The 23,973-nt window shown below is 52.7% G+C and carries 21 protein-coding genes; 10 read left to right on the top strand and 11 right to left on the bottom strand.

From position 1 onward, the window contains the following. Positions 1–146 precede the first annotated feature (146 nt). Positions 147–1,718, bottom strand: coding sequence for a nif-specific transcriptional activator NifA (gene nifA / locus AAIG39_RS10955; protein WP_343193845.1), 1,572 nt, complete (start codon positions 1,716–1,718; stop codon positions 147–149). Beyond that, entirely contained in the window at positions 1,715–3,202 is a 1,488-nt protein-coding gene (gene nifL / locus AAIG39_RS10950) for a nitrogen fixation negative regulator NifL (protein WP_343193844.1), read from the bottom strand. The genes nifA and nifL overlap by 4 nt, the downstream gene beginning before the upstream one ends. A gap of 358 nt (positions 3,203–3,560) precedes the next feature. Between nifL and AAIG39_RS10945 the strand changes: the two genes are divergently transcribed. Continuing rightward, positions 3,561–4,091 carry a flavodoxin gene (locus AAIG39_RS10945; protein WP_343193843.1) on the top strand — a complete coding sequence of 177 codons (531 nt, stop codon included), beginning with the start codon at positions 3,561–3,563 and terminating at the stop codon, positions 4,089–4,091. Between the two features lie 76 nt (positions 4,092–4,167). On the opposite strand, the gene AAIG39_RS10940 is transcribed toward AAIG39_RS10945, so the two are convergent. Genes AAIG39_RS10940 through AAIG39_RS10920 form a run of 5 tightly spaced genes read right to left on the bottom strand, consistent with a single transcriptional unit; the run spans position 4,168 to position 9,422 of the window. Further along, positions 4,168–4,827, bottom strand: a complete 660-nt coding sequence (locus tag AAIG39_RS10940) for an O-methyltransferase (protein ID WP_343193842.1) — start codon at positions 4,825–4,827, stop codon at positions 4,168–4,170. Positions 4,828–4,842: 15 nt separating this feature from the next. Beyond that, entirely contained in the window at positions 4,843–6,231 is a 1,389-nt protein-coding gene (locus AAIG39_RS10935) for an efflux transporter outer membrane subunit (RefSeq protein ID WP_343193841.1), read from the bottom strand. Further along, positions 6,228–7,310, bottom strand: coding sequence for an HlyD family secretion protein (locus AAIG39_RS10930; protein WP_343193840.1), 1,083 nt, complete (start codon positions 7,308–7,310; stop codon positions 6,228–6,230). Before AAIG39_RS10930 ends, AAIG39_RS10935 begins: the two co-directional genes overlap by 4 nt. A gap of 25 nt (positions 7,311–7,335) precedes the next feature. Further along, positions 7,336–8,991 carry an MFS transporter gene (locus AAIG39_RS10925; RefSeq protein WP_090084205.1) on the bottom strand — a complete coding sequence of 552 codons (1,656 nt, stop codon included), beginning with the start codon at positions 8,989–8,991 and terminating at the stop codon, positions 7,336–7,338. Next, a complete protein-coding gene (locus AAIG39_RS10920) occupies positions 8,991–9,422 on the bottom strand; it encodes a MarR family winged helix-turn-helix transcriptional regulator (RefSeq protein WP_090084207.1) in 432 nt (143 codons plus the stop codon). Before AAIG39_RS10920 ends, AAIG39_RS10925 begins: the two co-directional genes overlap by 1 nt. 215 nt (positions 9,423–9,637) lie before the next feature. On the opposite strand from AAIG39_RS10920, the gene AAIG39_RS10915 reads away from it, so the two are divergent. Together AAIG39_RS10915 and aldA are read left to right on the top strand one after the other, a co-directional pair. Beyond that, positions 9,638–10,435: a YdcF family protein gene (locus AAIG39_RS10915; protein ID WP_343193839.1), complete on the top strand. Its 798-nt coding sequence runs from the start codon at positions 9,638–9,640 to the stop codon at positions 10,433–10,435. A gap of 198 nt (positions 10,436–10,633) precedes the next feature. Then, positions 10,634–12,073, top strand: coding sequence for an aldehyde dehydrogenase (gene aldA, locus AAIG39_RS10910; protein WP_343193838.1), 1,440 nt, complete (start codon positions 10,634–10,636; stop codon positions 12,071–12,073). Between the two features lie 135 nt (positions 12,074–12,208). On the opposite strand, the gene AAIG39_RS10905 is transcribed toward aldA, so the two are convergent. Both AAIG39_RS10905 and gap read right to left on the bottom strand, forming a co-directional pair. Further along, complete coding sequence (locus tag AAIG39_RS10905) at positions 12,209–13,099, bottom strand: alpha/beta hydrolase (protein ID WP_425503302.1); 891 nt, start codon at positions 13,097–13,099, stop codon at positions 12,209–12,211. A 139-nt stretch (positions 13,100–13,238) separates the two neighbouring features. Then, positions 13,239–14,240: a type I glyceraldehyde-3-phosphate dehydrogenase gene (gap, locus tag AAIG39_RS10900; RefSeq protein WP_090084213.1), complete on the bottom strand. Its 1,002-nt coding sequence runs from the start codon at positions 14,238–14,240 to the stop codon at positions 13,239–13,241. Positions 14,241–14,421: 181 nt separating this feature from the next. Here gap and cybB point away from each other — a divergent pair, with 181 nt between their 5' ends. The 3 genes from cybB to AAIG39_RS10885 all read left to right on the top strand — a co-directional run bounded on the left by cybB (position 14,422) and on the right by AAIG39_RS10885 (position 17,093). After that, positions 14,422–14,952 (top strand): cytochrome b561, encoded by a 531-nt coding sequence (cybB, locus tag AAIG39_RS10895; protein WP_343193835.1) that lies wholly within the window; start codon positions 14,422–14,424, stop codon positions 14,950–14,952. Between the two features lie 214 nt (positions 14,953–15,166). Beyond that, the gene (locus AAIG39_RS10890) at positions 15,167–16,492 is read left to right on the top strand and encodes an MFS transporter (protein ID WP_090084217.1); all 1,326 of its coding nucleotides are present in this window, start codon (positions 15,167–15,169) and stop codon (positions 16,490–16,492) included. A gap of 364 nt (positions 16,493–16,856) precedes the next feature. After that, entirely contained in the window at positions 16,857–17,093 is a 237-nt protein-coding gene (locus AAIG39_RS10885) for a DUF1272 domain-containing protein (protein WP_090084218.1), read from the top strand. Positions 17,094–17,097: 4 nt separating this feature from the next. Here the strand turns inward: AAIG39_RS10885 and AAIG39_RS10880 are convergent, their stop codons facing one another. After that, positions 17,098–17,577, bottom strand: a complete 480-nt coding sequence (locus AAIG39_RS10880) for a tetratricopeptide repeat protein (RefSeq protein ID WP_343193834.1) — start codon at positions 17,575–17,577, stop codon at positions 17,098–17,100. A 173-nt stretch (positions 17,578–17,750) separates the two neighbouring features. Between AAIG39_RS10880 and AAIG39_RS10875 the strand changes: the two genes are divergently transcribed. Beyond that, positions 17,751–18,407, top strand: a complete 657-nt coding sequence (locus AAIG39_RS10875; protein WP_343193833.1) for an MgtC/SapB family protein — start codon at positions 17,751–17,753, stop codon at positions 18,405–18,407. Between the two features lie 66 nt (positions 18,408–18,473). Here AAIG39_RS10875 and AAIG39_RS10870 read toward each other — a convergent pair whose 3' ends face one another. Further along, positions 18,474–20,099 carry a methyl-accepting chemotaxis protein gene (locus tag AAIG39_RS10870; protein ID WP_343193832.1) on the bottom strand — a complete coding sequence of 542 codons (1,626 nt, stop codon included), beginning with the start codon at positions 20,097–20,099 and terminating at the stop codon, positions 18,474–18,476. Between the two features lie 469 nt (positions 20,100–20,568). Between AAIG39_RS10870 and AAIG39_RS10865 the strand changes: the two genes are divergently transcribed. The 3 genes from AAIG39_RS10865 to AAIG39_RS10855 all read left to right on the top strand — a co-directional run bounded on the left by AAIG39_RS10865 (position 20,569) and on the right by AAIG39_RS10855 (position 23,848). Next, positions 20,569–20,844 (top strand): metal/formaldehyde-sensitive transcriptional repressor, encoded by a 276-nt coding sequence (locus AAIG39_RS10865; protein ID WP_047370426.1) that lies wholly within the window; start codon positions 20,569–20,571, stop codon positions 20,842–20,844. A 32-nt stretch (positions 20,845–20,876) separates the two neighbouring features. Next, positions 20,877–21,995, top strand: coding sequence for an S-(hydroxymethyl)glutathione dehydrogenase/class III alcohol dehydrogenase (locus AAIG39_RS10860; RefSeq protein WP_090084223.1), 1,119 nt, complete (start codon positions 20,877–20,879; stop codon positions 21,993–21,995). Between the two features lie 155 nt (positions 21,996–22,150). Continuing rightward, entirely contained in the window at positions 22,151–23,848 is a 1,698-nt protein-coding gene (locus AAIG39_RS10855) for a methyl-accepting chemotaxis protein (RefSeq protein WP_343193831.1), read from the top strand. Positions 23,849–23,973 lie beyond the last annotated feature (125 nt).

The following is a 23,973-nucleotide window of genomic DNA, read 5'->3' as shown; positions in this document are numbered from 1 at the left end:
GTCATGTCTTCCTGCTGCAAAACCCGTACCGCTCACAAAAAAGTTAATTCATTGAAAAATAAAACATTATAAAAGTCCTGTTCGCCGTTGTTTGTCGTAAATGTGGCGTTTAGCTGACAATGTGCTGAATGCCACAAAGTAAAACGTCACATCCTGGGCATGCTGATATCCATTATTTGTATCCGATAAGCGACCTGGCGGGGTGTCATCCCCAGAAGGCGTGCCGCTTTGGCCTGCACCCAGCCGGCTTTTTCCAGCGCGGCAATAAGCCGCTGACGCTCATCCAGCGATTGATCAAGCCAGCTATCCTCTTTGGGTGTGGCGGCAATCGCGAGCTTAGGCGTGTTTTCACGGTGGTTAAACAGCACTACATCCCGGTCGATCAGGCCGCTTTCTGACATTACCGCCGAACGTTCCAGACAATTTTCCAGTTCGCGCACATTACCGGGCCAGTTGTAGCCCATCAGCAGACGAATGGCGCCATCACTGATCCGTAGGGTGCGCCCCTGGTTCTGGGCGATTTTGCGCACCAGAAAGTGTGCCAGCTCGGCAATGTCCTCCTGACGTTCACGCAGCGGAGGCAGGGAGATGGGCATTACGTTGAGGCGATAATAAAGATCCTCGCGGAAATTGCCCATCCGCACCTCTTCTTCCAGATTGCGGTTGGTGGCGGCAATGATACGCACATTGACGCGCAGGGTTTCATCACCGCCGACGCGCTCCATTTCGCCCTCTTGCAATATGCGCAGCAGCTTTGCCTGAAAAGAGGCGCTACTTTCGCCAATTTCATCCAGAAACAGCGTGCCGCCGTCCGCCAGTTCAAAACGCCCTTTCCGCTGGCGAACTGCGCCGGTAAAAGCCCCTTTTTCATGGCCGAACAATTCGCTCTCCAGCAGCGTATCCGGCAGTGCGGCGCAGTTAAATTTCACAAACGGCGCAGCGGCGCGGGGGGAGTTATGATGAATAGCATTGGCGATAAGTTCTTTCCCGGTGCCGCTTTCGCCACGCACCAGTACCGTGGTGTCCCAGCGTGATACCTGGCGGATAATCTCCATTGTCTGCTGCATGGCCGGGCTTTTGCCCACCATATTCTCAAAGCCGAAGGGACGAGGCGACGCACAACTACGCTGGCGCTCAGTCTGGGCAATCGCCGCCCGCGGCGTGGGGGCGGGTGGCGGAGTCATCAACCTGACCGTCTGAGCAACCAGGTTGGCGACGGTTTCCAGGAAGCGTGTACAGGACGGAAGCCGCTCCTCCAGACGCGCCATCGGCTGAGCGGCGAGCACGCCAATCGGCTGAGCGCGCGGCCCCATTAACGGGACAGCGATAAACGGCAGGTTATAGTCGTAGATACCCAGCCGGTCGAGAAAGCGTTGATCGTCGGCGACACGCGGCAGCACGAGCGATTGCCCCTGGGAAAGCACCGCGCCCACCAGTCCTTCCCCCGGACGATAGCGAATTTGCGAACTGCCGGGGATCAGATGTTGGTCTGCCTCCTGCAAGGCTTCAATACTCAGGATTTCCTGTTGGTTGTCATACAGACACAGCATGCCGTGTTGCATAAACGCGTCATTATGCAGGACGCACAGCACTTCCTGCAGCGTCTGGCTTATCTCCGTTGCGCGACTCAACACCACGCTGATGCGCTGCATGGCGGTAAATTGCTGGGAGAGATCAAAACGCCAGACGGTGGTGCCCGACTCGGGTCGCTGGGTCATCGTGGGCCTCCGGTCAGTGAATGAAATAACGGGAATCGCAGGGTCAGGCAGGTACCGCCCTCAGGACGGGTGGTCAGTTCTATTGCGCCGCGGTGATGGGCGACCAGGGTTTGAATCAGTCGCAGTTCCATTCCTTTGCCGGGGGCGTTCAGGGCATCGGGAGAGTGGGCGTATCGCACATGGATTAGCGGCACATTATCCGTCAGCCAGATGGACAGCCAGCCATCCTCTTCACGGGCGTAAAGCTGGGTATGCAGCACTCTGTCCGGTAGCGCTGCGGCAAGGGCCAGGGTGCGGTCCAGCCACAAACTGAGACAGGCAAGGATCTGCGTGCGTTGACCAAATCCCGCCAGATGAGGAGAGGCCATTTCAACGTGCAGATTTTCGCCATTGTTAAAACGGGTATGGTAAAGCGCGCGCAGGTCGTCAAACAGCGGTTGCAGGGGCCACAGCGCACTCTCTTCCAGATCGAGAGAAGGGCGGCAGCGTTGCAGACGGGCCAGCGCCTCTTCCCCTTCGCGCCACGCCGCATCCAGCGCCACGTTGTGGCTATCTTCACCGTTAAGCCTGCGCGCCGCCGCCAGCATATTGATAGGGCAATTTAGCTGGACCAGTGCGGCATCCAGTGATTCGCGGATCGCCGCCAGCAGTTTCCCGGTGGTCATCTCCTGTTTGAGCCGATCGAGGCGGCCCTGCTCGGCCTGTTGCTGTTGCTGGGTGCAATCGGTGATCACCACCAGGGTGCGGGGAAGCGCGCTATCTATAAAGTAACGACTGGCTTCTTCGCTCACACCGGGCAATGGCCAACAGGTGACGGAGAGCCAGCGCACAGCGCCGCGCAGCACCACAGGCAGTATTTGCCCGGCACAGAGATCGCTTTTGCGGCGGGAGAAATCAAGCTCGGTGAGCAACTCCTTGCCGCCGCAGTCGGCGCAAAAGGTTTTGTAAGCGAGGTTATCGAGTATGACCTGGTCCTGCTCGTTAACCACTACCACGGCGGCAGGAATGTTATTCAATACCGCCTCGCTCATGGTGGTGTGATTGCGTAATCGCTGTTCGAGCGCATAGCTGGCGCTGATATCACGCTGCATGGCGAGGTAGTGTTCCAGTTCGCCGTGTTGGTTGATGACTGGCGTGATGTCAACCTCTGCAAGATAAAGGCTGCCATCGCGACGGCGATTGATGAGCTGACCGCGCCAGGGCATCTGTTGCAGCAGAGTTTGCCACAGTTCCTGATAAATGCTGTGCGGTGTCTGTTGGCTTGCCAGTATGCGATGGTTCTGGTTGAGCAATTCCGCCAGGCTGTAACCGGTCTGGCGACAAAAGGCCGGATTGGCATACAGAATCCTCGCCTGGGGGTCGGTCAGTGAAATCGCGATCGGCGCCTGTTCAACCATCGTGGAAAACAGTCCGGGATGTTGAAGTGAGAGGTTACCCGCAATCTCCTGCGGTGCGCGGGTCTCCAGCATCATATTAAAGGTCATCACACACTCCTGATTTCAGGCCCGGCTGTGTCGCATTTACAACATTTTGTGTTGTGAAACGGCCGACATCCGCAGCCCTGATTGGGTGTGATAAACCATGCAAAGAGTGCACCTTTAGAGCAGGTAACGCGCCGAAACATTGATCCTGATCCGTATTTTGCCCCTGATTTGGCCTGCATAGGCCTTCTGGTCAGCCCCGGGAGCCGGGCCGCAGATGTGGGCTGCACAAAAAAGAGTCACCTTTTCACCCATTTCAGTGCAAAAAAGCGACTCAAAAAACCTGGCACAGCCTTCGCAACAGGAGAAGGGATACCCGCCGTTTGCAGGCGGCCTTATTCTTTCTCAACAGGAGCGCGACATGGCTAACATTGGTATTTTTTTTGGCAGCGACACGGGAAAAACCCGCAAAATCGCCAAACTGATCCAGCAAAAACTGGGGGATGTGGCGGATGCGCCGGTCAATATTAATCGCACGTCGCTGGAGACGTTTTTGTCGTACCCGGTGCTGGTACTCGGTACGCCAACCCTGGGGGACGGGCAGTTACCGGGGATTGCCGCCGGATGTGAAAATGAATCCTGGGGGGAATTTATCGACCAACTGGCGGACGCAAACCTGAGCGGTAAAATTGTCGCCTTGTTTGGGCTTGGCGATCAGCAGGGTTATCCGGATAACTTCGCCAGTGCGTTACGCCCCCTCTATGATGCGGTGGTGGGCCGTGGTGCGCAGGTTGTCGGTGAGTGGCCAGGGGATGGGTATGATTTTTCCTTTTCCGCCGCGCTGGAAGACGGGAAATTCGTCGGGCTGGTGCTGGATCAGGATAATCAGTTCGATTTAACGGACGAGCGGGTGGAATCCTGGCTTGATCAGATTAAGCCGCAGATTTTGTAAGAATTTTTTCCCGGATGCGGCGCCAGTGCGCCTTATCCGGGCTACGGTACGGTGTTGCGGAATATGTTGTCCCGACTCAGGCATTGACCCACGCAAGGGTAAATCCGTCCCAGCCTTTGATACCGACGGTCTGTATCGCTGTTGCGGTGATCCGCGGGTCTTCGCCCATCATCTCAATAAACGTTCTGACGCCCTGAACCCTTTCGTCTTCGCTCTGCGGGTTGGTCACCTCACCGTCGCGAACCACATTATCACCAATGATTAGCGTACCGGGGCGGGAATAACGCAGCGCCTGGCGGAGATAGGCCGGATTGTTTGGTTTGTCGGCATCAATAAAAATCAGATCAAACGGCGGGTGGTCGCCCAGTTTTTCGAGGGACGCCAGCGCGGGGCCTTCAACAACGCTGACTTTCTCGTCCAGCCCTGCCAGTTGCAGATTCTGTCGGGCAATTCTGGCATGCAACGGATCGGCTTCCAGCGTTAACAGTTCGCCGTCGTCCGGTAATTCGCGGGCCATCCAGATAGTACTGTAACCGCCGAGCGTACCGATTTCCAGGATACGTTTGGCCCCGATCATACGCACAAACAGGGCCAGTAGCTGACCCTGATTGGCCGCCACATCAATGGCGGGAAGCCCTGCTTGTTGGTTATTGATCAGCACTTGCTCAAGAATGTCATCTTTGGGGATAAGCTTTTCAATCAGATAGTTATCGACACCTGACCACTGTTTTTGCATAGCATAACTCCCTGGTTAATCGCTCACTGCTGGCAAGGACCATCCTCCCCCCAGTGCGCGATATAAATCGATTTGCGCCAGTAACAGATTACTTTTGGCCTGAACGATGCTGAGCTGCGTGGAGAACAACGTGCGCTGGGCATCGAGCTCATCAAGGTAGGATGAGTACCCGTTGCGATAGCGGTTTTGCGCAATGCGTAACGCCTCCTGAGCCACCAGAGTCTGCGCCTGCAATTCCGCCAGTTGTTCCTGCAAATGCGTTATCGCGTCCAGACTGTCGTTGACCTCTTTAAAAGCATTTCGCACTGTTTTTTCATAGGCATACAGCGCCTGGTTACGTTGTGACGCTGTCACGTCAACCTGAGCATTCAGCGCCTGACGATTAAGCAACGGAGCCAGAATACTCCCACCCACACTCCATAGCTGAAGCGGGTTATCCAGCAAACCGGGCAGGGTTCTGTCCTGAATGCTGCCCGTGGCGGTAAGGTTGATAGATGGCAACAAACTGGCGCGAGCAGAAGCCAGCGTGGCATCAGCGGCGATCAACTGTTGTTCCGCCTGGGCAATATCCGGACGGCGGTTAAGCAATGACGATGGTAAGTTTGATGGGATCTGCAGTGGCGTAAGTTGATCGAGTTCATTTTGCCGGGCGATGCTGCCAGGGTTGGCACCGATGAGCAGACTGAGCGCATTTTCCTGCTGGGCGATTTGATGGCGCAGGCCCGGAATCTGCGCTCGCGTCGCGCGCATCTCAGAATCTGACTGCATCAGTTCCAGCCGCGAACTGTATCCCGTTTCATACTGGCGCTGCGCCAGCCTGAATGCTTCTTCCCGGGCCTTTAAGGTCGATTCGGTGACCCGCAGTTGGTTATCAAGCGAAAGCAGACTGACGTAACCGGATGCAACTGAGGAGGCAACGGTTAAATCAGCGGCAGCGGCAGCGGCTTTTTGTGCCGCCAGCGAGGCCTGTGCGGCATCGGTGGTATTACGATGAACGCCCCAGATATCCACATCATAACTGGCCGTTAGCGTGCCTTTATATAAGGTGCTGTAGATGGGCAACCCTGTGGCCGCAGACTGGGTACGGGCGCGTGTACCGTTAACGCCTGCGCTGAGCGAAGGAAAAAGAGAGCCCTCTGCGCCGTAAACCCGTGCCTGGTACTCATTGACCCGCTCACGGGCAATCAGTACGTCACTGTTATAGCGAAGCGCCTGATCTACATAACCGTTTAGCGCATTATCGTGAAAATTGCGCCACCAGACCTTCTCGACTGTACTCGATGGGCCAACGGCGCTGCGCCAGGTCGCAGGGATCTGTAATGAAGGCTTCGCCGGTTTTACATCAACAGATTGACACGCCGTAAGCAGCAGGCAGGTGAGAGCAATGAGAGGACGAACGGTCATTGTTTCGTCTCCCGGGTATCAATATGGACCTGTACCGACATGCCAGGACGCAGGCGGGCAATCTCTTCCTCTTTGCCTTTCACTTCAATACGCACCGGAATGCGCTGGGCAATTTTCACAAAGTTACCCGTTGCGTTGTCAGGTGAAATAGCGCTGAATTCCACACCGGTCGCCGGCGAGATACTCTCAACACGACCTTCAAACGCTTTGCCGTCCAGCGCATCGACAGTGAATCGTACCGGCTGTCCGGGGTGAACGTTCGCCAGTTGCGTCTCTTTAAGGTTGGCGATAACCCAGTGCTGGGCGGGAACCAGCGACGTCAAATGTGTACCGGCGGTGACGTACGCTCCCAGTCTGACGCTAATTTGTCCGAGCTGGCCGTCACGCGGGGCGACAATGTGGGTGTTTTGCAGATCGATCTCTGCCAGCTCCAGGGCCGCTTTGGCATTTTCCACATCCGCTTCCAGGGCGCCGCGATTAACGATAGTCGTTCGGAGATCCTGGCGTGAAACGTCGAGGGTGGCCTGTGCCTGAGCAATACTGGCATTGCCCTGCGCCGCGCTGGCAAGGGCCGCGTCGCGCTCACGAACAGAGAGTGAACCATCGGCGCTCAGGGCTTTTACGCGTTTAAGGTTTGCCTGAGACTGGATATTCTGCGCCTTCGCACTGGCCAGCGCCGCCTCGTTACGCTGGATAACCGCCTCGGCACTTTTCCGTTGTTGAATATTGTTATTCAGCGCGGCGATTTTCATTGCCAGTTGCGCCTGTGCCTGATGGACGCGCTGACGATAAATACGATCGTCAATCTGCATCAGCAGATCGCCTTTTTTGACCCGGGCGAAATCCTGGACATTCACCTGCGTGATATAGCCATTCACCTGCGGACTAATGAAGGTCGTCAGACCGCGCACATAGGCGTTATCTGTAAACTGGGTTTGCCGGGTAAAAGGGGGCAATTGCCAGGCGTAAAGAATCACCAGTACGCCAACAATACCAATAGCGGCAGCGGCGAAAATTGACACAATACGCAGGTTACTGCGGGTATTTGCCCGCTCTTTGGCGGCATCCTGCTGACTCATAGATACTCCAGTAAAGTTAACACTCTTATTTTTTGGTTCCGGTTGCCTGTCTTAATACGATACGCGCGGTGATACGCAGGCGTATCAGTCGCCAGAATATCCACACCAGCGTGGCGGCGGCGATAGAGGCGGTTAACAGATAAGTATCGTTGTAAGCGAGAATATTCGCTTCCAGAGTTGAGACGTTCTGCAACTGCGTGGCGGCCTGAGCGCTCAGTAATGTGCTGTCACTGATCATGCTCTGGTACATCTGGCTGTAGAGTTGCAGCCGCTCGTTGACCAGCGGGTTAAGGGTAGTGAGCTGGTCGGCAAGCAGGCTGGAATGGTATTTTTCACGCCAGGTCTGGAAGGTGCCGAGAATGGCAGAACCCAGTAGCCCGCCGATGTTCTGGCTCATTCCAAACAGCACCGAGAAGCTAACCAGATTGCGCGGCTCGGCGACCACGCCGCCGATTCCGGCCAGCATGGCGGGCGCGAGGAAGAAGGCGCTGCCAAAACCGAGTAAAAACTGGCTTATCATGAGCTGGTCAGGGCGCGTAAGCGTGGTTGACTGACTGTCCATCAGCGAGGCAATGATCATCAAGACCAGCGAGGTAACAATAGGCCAGGACAGGCGTTGAGGTTTTATCGTCAGACAACTGGCGATGATGCCGCAGATAATCCCGGCGAGAATAGACCACGCAAGGTTGGTCATCTGTTCATTCTGCAAACCAACATACTGCAACCAGCCAAACACACCGGTGTTTTGCTCTGCCAGCACGATGCGGATTAACAGCATGATTAAACCGAGCCGTACTATGCTGCCGCTGGAGAGCCAGCGTGTATTTAAGAGTGGGTTGCTGCGGTTATGTTCAAACACAATGGCACTCACGATCAGTACCACTGCCAGCGCCAGTGACCAGCCAATCCACGGGGCTTCAAACCACCAGTCCAGACGGCCAAGCGACAGCACCGCACAAACCAGAGCCATGCCGGGCGCAAGCAAAAAGAAGGTAATAAAGTCCTTCTTTTCAAAAACTTTTTTGCGATCGCCGGGGGGAAGTTTGAGCATCATTACGCAGGCGAGGGAGATCAGCGCCAGACCCAGCTCGAAAAAGTACAGGCCACGCCATTCATCAAGTTGCAGGAGTTCTGTGGAAAACAGCCTGGCAATGGGAATGGCCAGCGACGAACCGGTTATGCCGATTGTCAGGGCTTTCAGGCGATGGCGGGCAGGCCAGGCCTGGATTTGATAATAGATCCCAAGCGAACTGAGCGCCGCAGCAACCATGCCATGAGCGGCGCGCACCAGTAACGCTGAACTGAGATCGTTGACGAACAGGTGAAAGAAGGTCACCAGCACGTACAGCACCAAAAATCCCTCGGTAAAGGCGCGCAACCCAAACTGCTGGCGGAACTTTACCAGCAGCAGGTTGATAGACACGTTCGTCATGACATAAACGGCAGGGAGCCAGGCAATTTCCGTCGACCAGGCGGCAAAAGTCCCTTGCAGGTTTTGCAGATTAGCGGTGACCATCGCATTGCCCAGCGCACCGGTCATGCAGACTAGCAGCCCGACGATGCCATAGGCGATACGTTTGGGTGTGCTGTGAAATGGGGTCGAGGGTGAGCCCAGCAGCATCGGCTTTTCGTGTGGCGCCCATTCCCGTGGCGCGTAGGGATCGCTTTTTGGCAAGCGCATTACTTCTTCCCGACCTCAACGAGCAGCTTTTCCAGCACCCGGCGGGTTTGTGCCTGCTCCTCAGGACTGATGACCGATAAAATTTCTTCACGCAGGTCATCGGCTACGGTCTTTACCTGGTGATAAAGCGCCATCCCTTGATCTGTAGCAACCAGCAGGCGTTTGCGTTTGTCCTGATCGGTCAGTACGCGCTGTACCAGTTGTTGTTCGACCAGGCGATTAATCAGCGGCACCAGCGTGGCGTTCTCAATGCCTAACTCCTGTGCGAGCTCACTTTGCGATAACGGGGTTTGATTGCGGGCGATAGCGGCGACTGCAAGCCAACTGGCCTGACTCATGCCCAGCCCACGCAGGCGACGATCGACTGCCAGGCGCCAGTGATGGGCCGTGAGATAGAGCAGATGAGAAAAAGTGAGGTCGCGGTTATCCATATCGTTTTCTGATAATTAGTTAGATATCTAATGAGTTTATCGTTAGCTGCGTGAATATTTCAAGTGTATTAGAAAGCTCAGGTTTTGTAGGGGAGCGTGTAGAGATGGCAAAAGATATCAACCTCCCTGCATACTGGATGGGTTTTCAGGGTGCTTTACGCTGTAGTCTCGCTTCACTAAGCTGTACTGAGGCTTAAAAATGGAGGGCTCTTTCCATGACGATGTTTCCCTGCTTACCTGAACCTACGCTTGCGGCTGCGAATACACTGGGGCAGTGGCTGGCACAAAATGACTTTGCCAGCAAACCGACGCCAGTCCATGCCGATGCGGTAATCATCCCCGGGCATTCGGTTATCCCAGTGATTGATGCGGCATGCGCGATAGCGTCGGGTCAGCATATTCCGTTGATCATTAGTGGCGGTATCGGGCATTCCACACCATTCCTTTACGCCGCGGTTTCCCGGCACTCTGCGTACAATTTAATCCCCACTACGGGACGCAAAGAAGCGGAAGTCATTGCGGATATCGCAGAGAAATTCTGGAAGATTAAGCGCAAAAATATTTTTATAGAAAAACAGTCAACGAATTGTGGCGAAAATGCCCGATTTTCGATCGACATGATGCTATCGCACGGTATGAACGTTAAAACCGTATTGATTGTGCAAGATCCCGCCCTGCAACGCAGAACGATGGCGACTTTTGCCCGTGTGAGCCAGGGCTGTACCAATGCCCCCCACTGGTTAAGCTACTCAGGGATTACCCCTGAACTGATTAATACCCCTGATGGCCTGGCTTTTTTATCCCCGAAAGAGGGATTATGGCCTGTTGATCGTTACTTATCACTGATTTTGGGTGAAGTGCCGCGCTTAAGAGACGACGAGAAGGGCTATGGCCCGGCAGGACGCGATTTTATTGTTCATGTCGATTTTCCCCCGTCGGTTGAGAAGGCATGGCAGGTTCTTGAGTCCGATGAGGTGCTTTACGAAACGCTGCGCCGCCGTTCGCTGGTTTAAACAGTGCCCGTTTGCGCCGGCGTCGCCGCAAACGGGCAATTAATGTTGGTTCGATGTTATTCCATTGTTGCGTTTATGCTTTTCTTTTATGAGTTGACTCACAAAACTTACTCTCCCCCCTGGGAAACAGACCGCGCACTTGTAGATTTTTAACAATGAGTTCACTTGTTAAAAACAATGTCATTACAGGAGCAGGTCATGACAGCACCCGTACAGCACCCTATGTATATCGATGGTCAATTTGTTACCTGGCAGGGCGATGACTGGATTGATGTCACCAACCCGGCAACGGAAGAGTTGCTCTCACGTATTCCGGACGGGACCGCAGAAGATGCGCGCAAAGCGATTGATGCCGCTGATAAAGCGCAGCCTGCATGGGAAGCCTTGCCCGCCATCGAACGTGCCGGATGGTTACGCAAAATCGCCGCCGGTATCCGTGCCAGAGCGAGCGAAATCAGTGCGCTGATCGTTGCCGAAGGCGGGAAAATCCAGCAACTGGCCGAAGTGGAAGTTAATTTCACCGCCGACTATATCGATTACATGTCAGAGTGGGCGCGTCGCTATGAAGGTGAAATCTTGCAAAGTGACCGTCCGGGCGAAAATATCTTCGTCTTTAAGCGTCCGCTGGGCGTTACCACCGGGATCCTGCCATGGAACTTCCCGTTCTTCCTGATTGCCCGCAAACTGGCGCCAGCGCTCATTACCGGCAATACCATCGTTATCAAACCGAGTGAATTTACCCCGAATAACGCCATCGCTTTTGCGCAAATAGTGCATGAAGTTGGATTGCCCAAAGGGGTCTTTAACCTGGTACTGGGGCGGGGTGAAACCGTAGGACAGGAGCTGGCGGCTAATCCAAAAGTGGCGATGGTCAGCATGACAGGCAGTGTGGCTGCGGGTGAAAAAATCATGGCCGCGGCGGCCAAAAATATCACCAAAGTATGTCTCGAACTGGGCGGAAAAGCGCCGGCTATCGTCCTTGATGATGCCGATCTGGAGTTGGCAGTGAAAGCGATTGTCGATTCCCGCGTGATTAACACCGGGCAGGTCTGTAACTGTGCCGAACGCGTCTACGTGCAGAAAGGCATCTATGACCGTTTTGTTAATCGTCTGGGCGAGGCGATGAAAGCGGTGAAATTTGGTAATCCGGGCCAGCGAAATGACATCGCGATGGGGCCACTTATCAACGCCGCCGCCCTTGAACGCGTGGAAGCCAAAGTCGCCCGCGCGGTGTCGGAAGGGGCACGAGTGGTGCTGGGCGGCAAAGCAGTAGAAGGCAAAGGCTATTTCTATCCGCCAACGTTGCTGCTGGATGTGCGTCAGGAGATGTCTGTTATGCATGAAGAGACGTTTGGACCGGTTCTGCCGGTTGTGGCATTCGAAACGCTGGATGAGGCGCTGGCGATGGCCAATGACAGCGATTATGGCCTGACGTCCTCGGTCTATACGCAAAACCTGAATACCGCGATGAAAGCCATTAAAGGGCTTAAGTTCGGTGAAACGTACATCAATCGCGAGAATTTTGAAGCGATGCAGGGATTCCATGCCGGCTGGCGCAAGTCAGGAATAGGCGGTGCCGATGGCCGTCATGGTCTGGAAGAGTATCTGCAAACCCAGATGGTTTATCTGCAGGCATAATGCGTTACGTGGTATCGGATAGCGCGTTGCGTATCCGCACTACGGTGTTCTGTAACCCCGCAGCCACCAGCACTTAGCGGGGTCACTATCGGTAATCCCTATCCCGGATAAGGCGGTTTTATCGCCGCATCCGGGTTATACCTTCGTTTCAATCCAGTTCATCATCAGTTCCGGCCAGAGTGCGGCAGGTAATCCCTGCGCATCGCGAATACCAAAGCCATGTGCGCCTTGTTCGAAGAGATGCATCTCTACCGGGACGCCCAGACGACGTAGTGCGGTAAACAGCACGACACTGTTTTCCACCTTTACCGCCGGATCATCCACCGCGTGGAGTAAAAAAGTCGGCGGGGTATTGCTGTCCGCCCGTTCCTCTAACGAATAGTGATGAATCTGCTGCTCCGCAGGCGAATCGCCAATGAGCTCATGGCGGGAGCCGGGATGGTCAATCTCTTTGCGCATGGTGATAACCGGATAAACCAGTGCCATAAACGCCGGGCGGGCGCTCAGTACATCGATATCATCAAGCACCGGAGAAACCTTTTCGGCATAACGAGTACCAAGGCTGGCAGCGGCATGGCCCCCGGCGGAAAACCCCATCACGCCCAGACGATCCGGGGCAAGCTGCCATTCCCGCGCCCGTGCCCGCAGGGTACGCATAGCGCGCTGAACATCGGCTAGCGGGGCGTTGGCGCCTTCGGTATGACCATCACCCGGAAGTCGATAGGTCATGACAAATAATGTGTAACCTCTGGCATTGAAGAACGGAGCCAGCGCACTGCCTTCTTTATCGAGTACCACGCGGCGATACGAGCCGCCAGGCGTGACCAGAATTCCGACCCCATTGGGGTTTTGCGGCGCGTAGACGGTGATTTGTGGCGAGCGAACGCCCGTTACAGAACGGTCAAACGCTGAAGGGCCAGTCAGTTTTTCTTCCAGTTGAAAGACCACCGGACTGGCAATGGCACCGGGCGCTTCGCCCTGAGGCCAGACCGGAAATGTCGCGGAACGGTCTACCGCGTCTTGCATAAGGGCAACTAACTCTTGCGTACTGATGTGCTTCACGCCGTATCTCCACAAATTGAAACGGTGGTTTATATCACAGGCATCAGCCAGAAAGTGTGGGCGAGGTGGGAAAAGCGAGTGGCAAAACCACCCGCTTCATAGCTTAGAGTTGGCGGTATTTTTCGAGAACGCGAACCAGCTGAGTAACGAAGCCATATTCGTTATCGTACCAGGACACGGTTTTGACTAATTGCAGATCGCCAACTTCGGTAATTTCAGTTTGCGTGGCGTCAAACACCGAACCGAAATGGCTACCAATGACATCAGAAGAGACAATCTCTTCGTCGGTATAACCAAAGGACTCGTTATTTTCAGTGGCTTTCTTGAGCGCCTGATTAACTTCATCCGCCGTAACTTTTTTGCCGAGAACGGAGACGAGCTCTGTGACGGAACCGGTTTTTACCGGCACGCGTTGAGCATGACCTTTCAGCTTACCGCTCAGGTCCGGTATGACCAGGCCAATCGCTTTGGCTGCCCCTGTTGTATGCGGGATAATGTTTTCCGCAGCCGCACGTGAGGCGCGAAGATCTTTCCCGCGTGGCCCATCAACCAGTGCCTGGGTACCCGTATAGGCATGGATAGTTGTCATCGTGCCGACCTTGATACCAAAGCTGTCATGCAGCGCTTTTGCCATTGGGGCAAGGCAGTTGGTGGTGCAGGAGGCGACCGAAATAATGGTGTCTTGTGGTGTGATCGTGTCGTCGTTAACGTTAAATACGATAGTTTTCATCTCGCCGGCAGGGGCAGAGATCAACACTTTTTTCGCCCCAGCTTCCAGATGCGCCTGTGATTTTTCACTGGAGGTATAGAAACCGGTACACTCCACGATGATCTCGGCTCCTGCACTTCGCCATGGAATGTGTTTCGCCTCTTTTTCCGCATAAACGGTGATTTTTTTACCGTCCACGATCAACGAATCTTCCGTGAAGTCTACGCTCCAGGGGAACGGGCCATAGTTTGAATCATGCTTTAACAGGTAAGCCAGTACTTTGGGGGAGGTCAGGTCGTTGATAGCCACCACTTGCGCATCGCTGCCCACTTCCAGCAAACGGCGCAATACCAGACGACCAATACGCCCGAAACCATTAATGCCAATTTTACTCATCGCTCTTCTCCATCGGGTTCAAAAATTCACATCACCAGGCATAGCCTGGGTTAAAGACAACGGCAAATGACAGCTTCTCATCCAGGCGTAAGCGATTGATAATTGATAAAGAAAAGTTAATGAATTTTTAAGAAAAGCTCAGTATGTTGGCTTTACTTCTGTTTCGTTTCAGGATTCTCATATGCGTAACAACTATTCCGGACTTCAGATTGCTATACACTGGCTGGTGTTTCTTCTGGTCATTGTCACGTACTGCGCCATGGAGTTCCGTGGTTTTGCGCCGCGCGACTGGCGTCCCTATTTCAATATTGTTCATGTCTCGTGCGGCATCACCATTTTGGTATTAATGGTTGCGCGCCTGCTGATCCGTCTGAAAAGCCCGACACCGCCCATCGTGCCGAAACCATCACCTGTGCTGACGGCACTGGCCCATCTTGGCCATCTGGTTATCTATCTGCTGTTTATCGCGCTGCCGATTCTGGGACTATTAATGATGTATAACCGAGGTGGTAACTGGATAGCCTTCGGTTTGTCGATGCCGCATACGGCGGAAGCCAATTTTGATCTGGTGGATATGCTTAAGGAATATCATGAGACGCTGGCGATGTTTGGTTATTATGTCATCGCTTTGCATGCTTTGGCCGCACTTGCACACCATTATTTCTTCAAAGACAATACGTTATTGCGCATGATGCCGAAGAAACGTGTATAAAGATAAATGCGATAGCGGTGTTATTTGCCGTTATTTTTAAGCCTCGCCTGGAGCGGGGCTTATTTTTTGCTTTAAAGAAATGTGATCGTCTTTGGTTTTTCACGGAGAAAGCAGGGCGGCTATCACATTTTGGGTGTTATCTGCTGTGCGAAATTCGAACTGTCAGTGTAGATAGTATATCTATTATAGAAACACTATCCTACATGGAGGGGCTATGACACAGCCTGCACAGCAATCGCTCGAACGGACGGTTTTGTCGGAGGAGGCCACTACGTCACGCAAATTACGAAAAGTTCTGCTGGCCACCGGCGTCGGTCATTTCGTTGAATGGTTCGATTTTGGTCTCTACGGAACACTTGCCGCCATCATCGGCTTACAGTTCTTCCATGCCGAAAATCCCAGCGTGGCGCTTCTGTCATCCTTCGCAGTCTTTGGCGCGGGTTTTGTCATGCGTCCACTCGGCGGCCTGTTTTTTGGTTCACTTGGCGACAGGAAAGGGCGACAAAAAGTTCTTGCTACCGTCATTCTTCTGACCTCTGGTGCGACCTTTGTGATGGGGTTGCTGCCGACCTATCACCAGATTGGTATCACTGCCACCGTGTTGCTGGTGATGACTCGCCTTATTCAGGGTTTTGCCGCCGGTGGTGAAAGCTCCGGCGCAACGACCTACCTGGCAGAATACGCACCGGTTAACAGACGCGGTTATTTCACCTGCTGGATAGATAACTTCGGCTTTATGGCATTCGTGGCAGGCTCCGGGCTGGTCTTTTTGTTAACGGCCTTTCTGGGCGAAAGTGCCATGAATGACTGGGGCTGGCGGATTCCGTTCCTTATCGCCGGGCCATTAGGCTGGGTTGGCCTTTATCTGCGAACGCATCTGGAAGACTCCCCCGAGTTTCTGGAAGCGAAAAAACAGGGGCAAACAGACGCCACGCCGCTGCGTTCTGCGGTGACCCATGCCTGGGCGGCGCTCCTTTTCTGCGTGGGGTTTGTGGTTATCAAAGCGGTGGGGCACTGGACGCTGCAAACCTTTATGCCAGGTTATCTTTCAACGGAGCTGCACTACTCAAAGCTGGACTCGTATGCGATCACCACGATAGGCCTGTTTTCGGTCGCGGTACTGGTGCCGTTTATGGGCTACTTATCCGATAAATTTGGCCGCAAGCCGTTGATGCTGACCGGATGTGCAGGCTTCATTTTGCTGAGTTACCCGGCCATGATGCTAATGGCCAACGGTGATATGTTCTCAGCAGTGCTGGCGATGATGATGCTCGGCGCGTTTATTGCGGCTTTTGACGGTGCCTGCAGTGCGGCGATGGCTGAGCTTTTTCCAACCAGCGTAAGGTATGGCGGGTTGTCAATTGCCTACAATTTCGCTGTCGCATTCTTTGGCGGTATCACGCCGTGGTTCTCTATCTGGTTGATAACCTCTACGGGAGATAAATTTTCGCCGGCGTATTATGTGATGGCCGCTGCGTTGATAACCTTCCTGACAGTCCTGCGTGCCCGCGAAACGGCCGGGTTGCCACTGAAACGTTAATATGTCGCCCGGTAGCTTTCTTCTGCCGGGCGTTTATCCCTTGTGCCAAAGAAGCGTAAAAAGTGGCCTATTGATCGGTTTGGTCGATCGATAAGATATTTTTATATGATTAATCCTTTCAATGGCATAGACTCGGTGGTGTTCTGCCAGCCAGGCCAACACCAGAAAAGGCAGAACATGTTGCCCTGGCAAGACCTGCGCGGTCTTTCTGCTAACTCAAGGATGGCGTAATAGTTCTTGCCAGGGCGACACCCTGAGATCCAGCCACGATATTGTGTCTCGATCGTGCTTTATTCATTTCGGTATGTTATTGAATTAGCCTGAACAGACCCGACGTTGATAACGCGCTTAAGAGGAACAGGTTATGCTGGAACTGAGGCCCAACTGTGAATGTTGCAATACCGATCTCCCCCCTGACTCCACTCAGGCGCTTATTTGCTCGTTTGAATGCACGTTTTGCGAGGATTGCGCACAGAAAATGGCGATGCGCTGCCCGAACTGCGGCGGAGAACTGGTCAGCCGACCCAAAAGGCCGGCTGCAAAGCTGGTGAACAACCCCGCCTCAACAACACGCATTTTCAAACCGCAAGGGTGCGCTTAATCGCTCACGCTCCGGTAAGATTCCGGGCGTAAAAGTGCAACGCTTTTTGATAGCGTTTAATATTCTCTGTCGGCGGGTGCCGTGCAACGAGTTCCAGCATCACCGACATCGCCTTATCATTTTCGCCAAGGTTATGCAGGCACAGGGCGTAAAAGGGGATAATTTCCGTTGCGTCGGGCCAGGCCGTCAATATTTCGACAAAATGCGCTTTGGCTAAGGTGTATTTTCCAAGACAGCGGTAAGTACAGGCGAGACCAAATAGCGCGTCAAATTGGTCTTCTCCTTCAAGCCCTGCCTCTAAAGCGGCCTGGTAATATATTTCCGCTTTATCCTCAGCGCCCTGGTTGTCCCAGGACCAGGCAATATTGAGCAGGGCGCGTGCTTTTAATTCCGTACTATTGATAAGGCCTTCAAGTAATTCACGGCTTTTTTCATATTCGCCCGCCTTACGCAGAGCAATGGCCGTGTGCAGGTTCTTTTCCATAGGTTCTGTCTTTCATATCCTCAGCCAGATTGACGTGGTTCCCGACAGTAAAATGAATAACGGTAAAGAGGAAGAAGATTTTCGTCGAATCACGCGCTTGCCTTGCGATCGCGCGGTTATGTGCTTTGGTTGAATAAAGCAACCGTCGTGAGGATATATAAAGGAAGCGAAAAATGGTGACTGATTTATTACTACGCGTTGCGCTGGCGGGGTTACTTGGCGGGCTTATTGGTCTTGAACGTCAGCTACGCGCAAAAGACGCTGGATTAAGAACGCATGTTCTTGTCGGGATTGGCAGTGCGCTGTTTATGATTGTCTCCAAATATGGCTTTGAGGATATTTTGCAGGAGAATCATGTTGCTCTGGATCCCAGCAGGGTGGCAGCACAGGTGGTCAGTGGCGTGGGGTTTCTGGGCGCCGGAACCATCATTATTCAAAAACAGATCGTCAAGGGGCTCACCACTGCGGCAGGGATGTGGGTTACATCAGCTATTGGGCTGGTCATTGGCAGCGGAATGTATGCCATTGGCATTTATGGCGCATTTATGACCCTTTTTGTGCTCGAGGTCTTCCGGCAGTTAAGCCACCATTTTTTGAGCAAACATTATGGTGTGCAGATTAAACTGAAACAAGAAAGTGTACCCGTCGTTTTGGCCGCATTACAGGAAAGGTCCGTTAAATTTGCCTTTCGTTCCCTGAAAAATAGCCAGACGGGGGATAAAACAAGTGAACTATTCCTTGTTTTGACGCTACACCCCGGTACGCCAATAAGTGATATTGGCGCGAATTTATCCCGTATTGAGGGGGTGAAATCGCTGACGGTCAAATGAAAATAGTGATGACCTGTGATATGAAACCGTTGCGCGCCAGGATAGCGATCCTGGCGCACGATGAGGTTAAACCACGCGGAATGTCCCAACCGTGTGGGTCAATGTTGACGCCTGTTCCTCCAGAGAGGCTGCAGCGGCAGCGGCCTGTTCGACTAACGCGGCGTTTTGTTGCGTCACATCGTCCATCTGGTTCACTGCCACTCTGATATGTTCAATGCCGGTAGATTGTTCCCCGGACGCCGTTGAGATTTCAGTCATCAATGAAGCGACTTCATGAATGGAGGCCAGGATTTCATCCATTGTGGTGCCGGCCTGACCGACAAGCGTCGCGCCTTCTGAGACTTTGGCACTTGAGGCTTCAATCAACTCTTTTATTTCCTTTGCAGCGGTCGCGCTTCGCTGCGCCAGTCCACGGACTTCACTGGCTACGACAGCAAAACCACGGCCTTGTTCTCCCGCTCTTGCCGCTTCAACTGCCGCGTTTAATGCCAGAATATTGGTCTGGAAAGCGATCCCTTCAATGGTGCTGATGATCTCGACGATGTGTTGCGAACTGTCAGAAATAGAACCCATTGTATTAATGACATTTTGCACGACCCTGCCGCCACGCTCCGCGACAGAAGAGGCCGTGGCAGCAAGCGTACTGGCATGCTGTGCATTCGATGTGTTTTGGCGTACCGTCACCGTTAGCTGCTCCATGCTGGCCGAGGTTTCAATGAGTGACGCGGCTTGCTCTTCCGTCCGGCTCGATAAATTGGTATTTCCGATAGCCACTTCCCTGGCCGCCTCGTCAATTGATGCTGCCGAATCCTGAATTTTCTCAACAAGGGAACGTAACTGAATCTGCATGGCATCCAGTGCGTTCAGTAGTTGCCCGGTTTCATCACGTGAGTGCCCCTTGATTGAAGATGTTAAATCCCCCTGGGCAATTGCCTCTGCGGCTTTGACAGCAATCTGCAGTGGTGCAGTAATAATTCGTGAAATAATAATGCATAATGCCAGAGCAATAATCACGCTCAGGAGCGCCCCAAAGATGAGAATAAATCGGGTTTGTGTCTCTGTTGACTTCACGGTGTCCTGTCTGACCTGAAGTAATACACTTTCCGCATTAATCATCTCATCAATAATGCCTCGCATACTGTCCATTTGACTTTTGCCCGTATTCGCTTCGAAACGGCTATTAAAGTCATCAGCACTCATCTTTTGGTTTGATACATCCCGGCGGTTGTTAATAATTCTCTCGGCAACATCACGCAACCATAGCGAATACTGTTCTGAAAGATTCTTGAGACGGGCTTGCTGAGCGGGATTGTCGGCGATAAATTCCTTAAGTGCGTCCCAGTGGCTGGAAAATGATTTCTGACCGCTATTATAAGGCTCCAGCATCTCCTCTTTCCCGGTGAGCGCAAAGCCGCGCAAGCCGGTTTCCATATTCACCAGACTTAACGTTAACGCTCTGTTTTCATCAATCACTTGATAAGTATGCACATTCCAGTTGTTCGCAGTGACAAGGGTGCTAAAATTGTAATAAAATACGCTACTTAGCACCATTAAAACCAAAATAATCAAACCAAAAGCCGATGTTAACTTTCTGCGGATGTTCATATTCTTAACCATATTGTCCTGCTCCAGCGTGAAACCCCAAATAAATAATGCGATTGCGAAAAAATGCAATAAAAGCATTATCGTCATAATGATTAATTAATTTATATTACCGAAGAAAATAAATAGGTTGATTATAATAGATGGCGATAAATCAACAGCTTGACGCAGTGTTGCGCATTTTTAAAGCGATGATTTTTAATATTTCCGCTTAGCATTATTTAGTGAAGCTAAATTCATTCATAGCGTGGCTAAACTCCGCGTTTGAATATATTAATTTTATTCTTCACCCACATATATGACAATTTCACAAGATATATTCTCTTTTTCTGGAAAGCGTAATTATATACCGCCAAAAATATTTGCTATTGATCACGCTGTAGGCGCAAGGCGGATCAATAGTCAGACCAGAGCGAAAAGGCAAGGGAATATTCTCAACAATGGCTAACAAAGACGCGGGCGTCATCCTGCGCATGGGTATAGTTACTACAACACGTTAATTTTGCAGCAAGAAATGAAATGATGTACCATACCCCCCTATAGTATATAAGGAGTGGTTATGCCGCATTCACCTGAAGATAAAAAACGCATTCTCACCCGGGTTCGTCGCATCCGTGGCCAGGTCGACGCGCTGGAGCGCGCACTGGAAAATGGCGATCCCTGTATTGCTATTCTGCAACAGATTGCTGCCGTACGCGGTGCGGCGAACGGTCTGATGGGGGAAATGGTGGAAATACACCTGAAAGATGAACTGGTCAGTGGCGAGACCACACCCGATCAGCGCGCTGCCCGCATGGCGGAAGTCGGTCATCTTTTGCGCTCTTATCTAAAATAAACATTAACGTACACCGAAAAAGGAAGAGTTTGATGAAATCACGTGCTGCTGTTGCGTTTGGGCCGGGTCAGCCGCTCAAAATTGTTGAGATTGATGTCGCACCGCCGAAAAAAGGCGAAGTCCTGGTACGCATCACCCACACCGGCGTTTGCCATACCGATGCTTTTACTCTGTCAGGTGATGATCCGGAAGGTGTATTCCCGGCGGTACTCGGTCACGAAGGCGGTGGTATTGTTGTGGACGTTGGCGAAGGCGTGACCAGCCTGAAACCCGGCGATCATGTCATTCCGTTGTACACCGCAGAATGTGGTGAATGTAAGTTCTGTAAATCCGGTAAAACGAACCTTTGTCAGGCCGTTCGTGCCACTCAGGGCAAGGGGCTAATGCCTGATGGCACTACCCGTTTCTCCTACAATGGAGAGCCGATTTATCACTATATGGGGACCAGCACGTTTAGCGAATATACGGTGGTGGCCGAGATTTCCCTGGCGAAAGTTAATCCGCAGGCGCCACTGGAAAAAGTGTGCCTGTTGGGCTGTGGTGTCACCACCGGTATCGGTGCGGTGCACAACACCGCGAAAGTGAAAGAGGGGGACACCGTTGCGGTGTTCGGCCTGGGCGGCATTGGTCTGGCGGTTATTCAGGGCGCGGTTCAGGCTAAAGCTGGTCGTATTATTGCCGTAGATACCAACCCGGATAAATTCACCCTGGCGAAAGAGATGGGAGCCACCGATTTCGTAAATCCAAAAGATTACGAAAAACCGATTCAGGAGGTCATTGTTGAACTGACTGACGGTGGCGTTGATTTCAGCTTTGAATGTATCGGTAATGTTGATGTGATGCGCGCGGCGCTTGAGTGCTGCCACAAGGGCTGGGGCGAAAGCGTGATTATTGGTGTTGCCGGTGCGGGCCAGGAGATCAAAACCCGTCCGTTCCAGTTGGTGACCGGTCGCGTGTGGCGCGGTTCTGCCTTTGGTGGCGTAAAAGGGCGCACTCAACTGCCGGGAATGGTAGAGGACGCGATGGCGGGCAAGATTCGTCTCGACCCGTTTATTACGCATCGACTCCCGTTAGATCAGATCAACGAAGCCTTCGACCTCATGCATGAAGGTAAGTCGATTCGTACTGTCATTCATTTCGGCGACAAATAAGTAAAACGCCTGGCCAGCGGTTATGCCGCTGGCATTTTAAATGTTTAAATCTGTGACCCGCCTGACATTTTTCTCCGTAACATAAATCCCACAATTGCCGATACCTTTCTTACAGGCGTGTTTTACGCATCTTATATAAAAGAGAGTCGATAGCTATGGATAACACAGCAGCGATGCACAGACAGCAAGGCATTGGATTTATGCACAATATTCGATTGGTTCCCCTATTTTCCGCTATCCTGAGTGGCATATTGCTGTTATTTGCGTTGAGTTCCGGGTTAGCAGGGTATTTCTTGATGCAGGCTGACAAAAATCAGCAGGATGTGACGCAAGAAATCCAGGTTCGTATGGGGTTATCTAACAGTTCTAATAACTTACGTATAGCGCGTATCAGCCTGATCCATGCCGGAGCGGCCAGCCGCATCGCGGAAATGGATGAAATGAAAAAGAACATTGCGGATGCGGAAAAACGCATCAAGCAAGCGCAGGATGGTTTTAATACCTACATGGCCCGTGCGGTTAAAACTCCGGAAGATTTAGCGCTTGATGGCGAGCTGACCACCCGCTTCAACGCCTATTTCGACGGCATGCAACCAATGCTGAAATATGCCAAAAACGGCATGTTTGAAGCCATCATTAACCATGAAAATGAGCACGCGCGCGTTTTAGACAGTGCCTTTAATGAGTACCTGCTTAAAGCTATTCAGATTCGTAGCGATCGCGCGACTCGACTCGGTGAACAAGCACACCAGCGCACGCAGCTGGGACTTCTCTTTATGGCGGGGGCATTTGCTGTCGCGCTGTTCTTAACCATCATTACCTTTACGGTGTTGCGTCGCGTGGTGATCAATCCGTTGCAGCGTGCGGCCAGACGTATTGAACATATCGCGGCGGGCGATCTTACCGTGTCGGAAGAGGTCACTGGTCGCAGTGAGATTGGTCGTCTTACCCGCGATTTGCAATTGATGCAGCGCTCTCTGGTGAAAACCGTGACTACCGTGCGTGACGGTGCTGAGGAAATTTATCGCGGAACCAGCGAGATTTCTGCAGGAAATACCGACCTTTCTTCACGTACTGAGCAGCAGGCCGCAGCGATTGAGCAGACCGCAGCCAGTATGGAAGAGCTTACGGCGACCGTGAAACAGAATGCGGATAATGCGCATCATGCCAGCAACCTGGCGCGTGATGCCTCCGGCAAGGCGACGAAAGGCGGTGAGATTGTTGATGGCGTGGTACAGACCATGGGCAATATTACTTCCAGCTCGAAGAAAATTTCCGAAATTACCGCAGTCATCAACAGTATCGCCTTCCAGACGAATATTCTGGCGCTCAACGCCGCGGTTGAAGCAGCGCGCGCAGGTGAACAAGGCCGTGGTTTTGCGGTGGTGGCCAGCGAAGTCCGTACTCTGGCAAGCCGCAGTGCGCAGGCAGCTAAAGAGATTGAAGCGTTAATCAGCGAGTCAGTGAGTTTGATTGATAAAGGCTCCAGTGAAGTAGTGGCTGCTGGTGAAACAATGGATGAGATTGTGACGGCGGTGAAACGCGTTACCGATATCATGCTGGAAATTGCCGCTGCGTCGGATGAGCAGAGTAAAGGTATTACTCAGGTTAGCCAGGCCATCACTGAGATGGACAATGTCACCCAGCAGAACGCCTCCCTTGTGGAAGAGGCGACGGCGGCGGCAACGTCTCTGGAAGAGCAGGCCGCGCGTCTTACCGAGGCGGTTGGCGCGTTTCGTGTGCATGCCAGTGGTACAAGTCGTACAGTAAAATCCTCATCAACCCCGACGAAGCCCGTCAGTACTCAGCGTCCTGCTATGGCAAATGGCAGCGAAAACTGGGAAACGTTCTGATGTCATGAGGCTTTAAGTCTCGTTGCAAGAAAGGCTGTGGTGATCTTCATCACGGCCTTTTTTTTGACTTAATCAGTATAAGTTGCCGGGACGTTGTAAAGTGTCTGCACCATCAGGTTAACCTG

The sequence above is a fragment of the Phytobacter palmae genome, assembly GCF_039409775.1.
Lineage (GTDB): Bacteria > Pseudomonadota > Gammaproteobacteria > Enterobacterales > Enterobacteriaceae > Phytobacter > Phytobacter palmae.
The sequence above is the reverse complement of the archived record's forward strand: the minus strand, read 5'-3'. Positions and strand labels throughout refer to the sequence as shown.

What these genes read in the sequence shown, in the direction of transcription:
- aldA (WP_343193838.1), top strand. Translation starts at nt 10,634, where the DNA reads ATGACAGCACCCGTACAGCACCCTATGTATATCGATGGTCAATTTGTT.
- AAIG39_RS10925 (WP_090084205.1), bottom strand. Translation starts at nt 8,991, where the DNA reads ATGCGCTTGCCAAAAAGCGATCCCTACGCGCCACGGGAATGGGCGCCA.
- nifL (WP_343193844.1), bottom strand. Translation starts at nt 3,202, where the DNA reads ATGACCTTTAATATGATGCTGGAGACCCGCGCACCGCAGGAGATTGCG.
- AAIG39_RS10880 (WP_343193834.1), bottom strand. Translation starts at nt 17,577, where the DNA reads ATGGAAAAGAACCTGCACACGGCCATTGCTCTGCGTAAGGCGGGCGAA.
- AAIG39_RS10885 (WP_090084218.1), top strand. Translation starts at nt 16,857, where the DNA reads ATGCTGGAACTGAGGCCCAACTGTGAATGTTGCAATACCGATCTCCCC.
- AAIG39_RS10945 (WP_343193843.1), top strand. Translation starts at nt 3,561, where the DNA reads ATGGCTAACATTGGTATTTTTTTTGGCAGCGACACGGGAAAAACCCGC.
- AAIG39_RS10855 (WP_343193831.1), top strand. Translation starts at nt 22,151, where the DNA reads ATGGATAACACAGCAGCGATGCACAGACAGCAAGGCATTGGATTTATG.
- AAIG39_RS10875 (WP_343193833.1), top strand. Translation starts at nt 17,751, where the DNA reads ATGGTGACTGATTTATTACTACGCGTTGCGCTGGCGGGGTTACTTGGC.
- AAIG39_RS10860 (WP_090084223.1), top strand. Translation starts at nt 20,877, where the DNA reads ATGAAATCACGTGCTGCTGTTGCGTTTGGGCCGGGTCAGCCGCTCAAA.
- AAIG39_RS10905 (WP_425503302.1), bottom strand. Translation starts at nt 13,099, where the DNA reads ATGCAAGACGCGGTAGACCGTTCCGCGACATTTCCGGTCTGGCCTCAG.
- AAIG39_RS10915 (WP_343193839.1), top strand. Translation starts at nt 9,638, where the DNA reads ATGACGATGTTTCCCTGCTTACCTGAACCTACGCTTGCGGCTGCGAAT.
- AAIG39_RS10920 (WP_090084207.1), bottom strand. Translation starts at nt 9,422, where the DNA reads ATGGATAACCGCGACCTCACTTTTTCTCATCTGCTCTATCTCACGGCC.
- AAIG39_RS10930 (WP_343193840.1), bottom strand. Translation starts at nt 7,310, where the DNA reads ATGAGTCAGCAGGATGCCGCCAAAGAGCGGGCAAATACCCGCAGTAAC.
- gap (WP_090084213.1), bottom strand. Translation starts at nt 14,240, where the DNA reads ATGAGTAAAATTGGCATTAATGGTTTCGGGCGTATTGGTCGTCTGGTA.
- AAIG39_RS10935 (WP_343193841.1), bottom strand. Translation starts at nt 6,231, where the DNA reads ATGACCGTTCGTCCTCTCATTGCTCTCACCTGCCTGCTGCTTACGGCG.
- cybB (WP_343193835.1), top strand. Translation starts at nt 14,422, where the DNA reads ATGCGTAACAACTATTCCGGACTTCAGATTGCTATACACTGGCTGGTG.
- AAIG39_RS10870 (WP_343193832.1), bottom strand. Translation starts at nt 20,099, where the DNA reads ATGACGATAATGCTTTTATTGCATTTTTTCGCAATCGCATTATTTATT.
- AAIG39_RS10940 (WP_343193842.1), bottom strand. Translation starts at nt 4,827, where the DNA reads ATGCAAAAACAGTGGTCAGGTGTCGATAACTATCTGATTGAAAAGCTT.
- nifA (WP_343193845.1), bottom strand. Translation starts at nt 1,718, where the DNA reads ATGACCCAGCGACCCGAGTCGGGCACCACCGTCTGGCGTTTTGATCTC.
- AAIG39_RS10865 (WP_047370426.1), top strand. Translation starts at nt 20,569, where the DNA reads ATGCCGCATTCACCTGAAGATAAAAAACGCATTCTCACCCGGGTTCGT.
- AAIG39_RS10890 (WP_090084217.1), top strand. Translation starts at nt 15,167, where the DNA reads ATGACACAGCCTGCACAGCAATCGCTCGAACGGACGGTTTTGTCGGAG.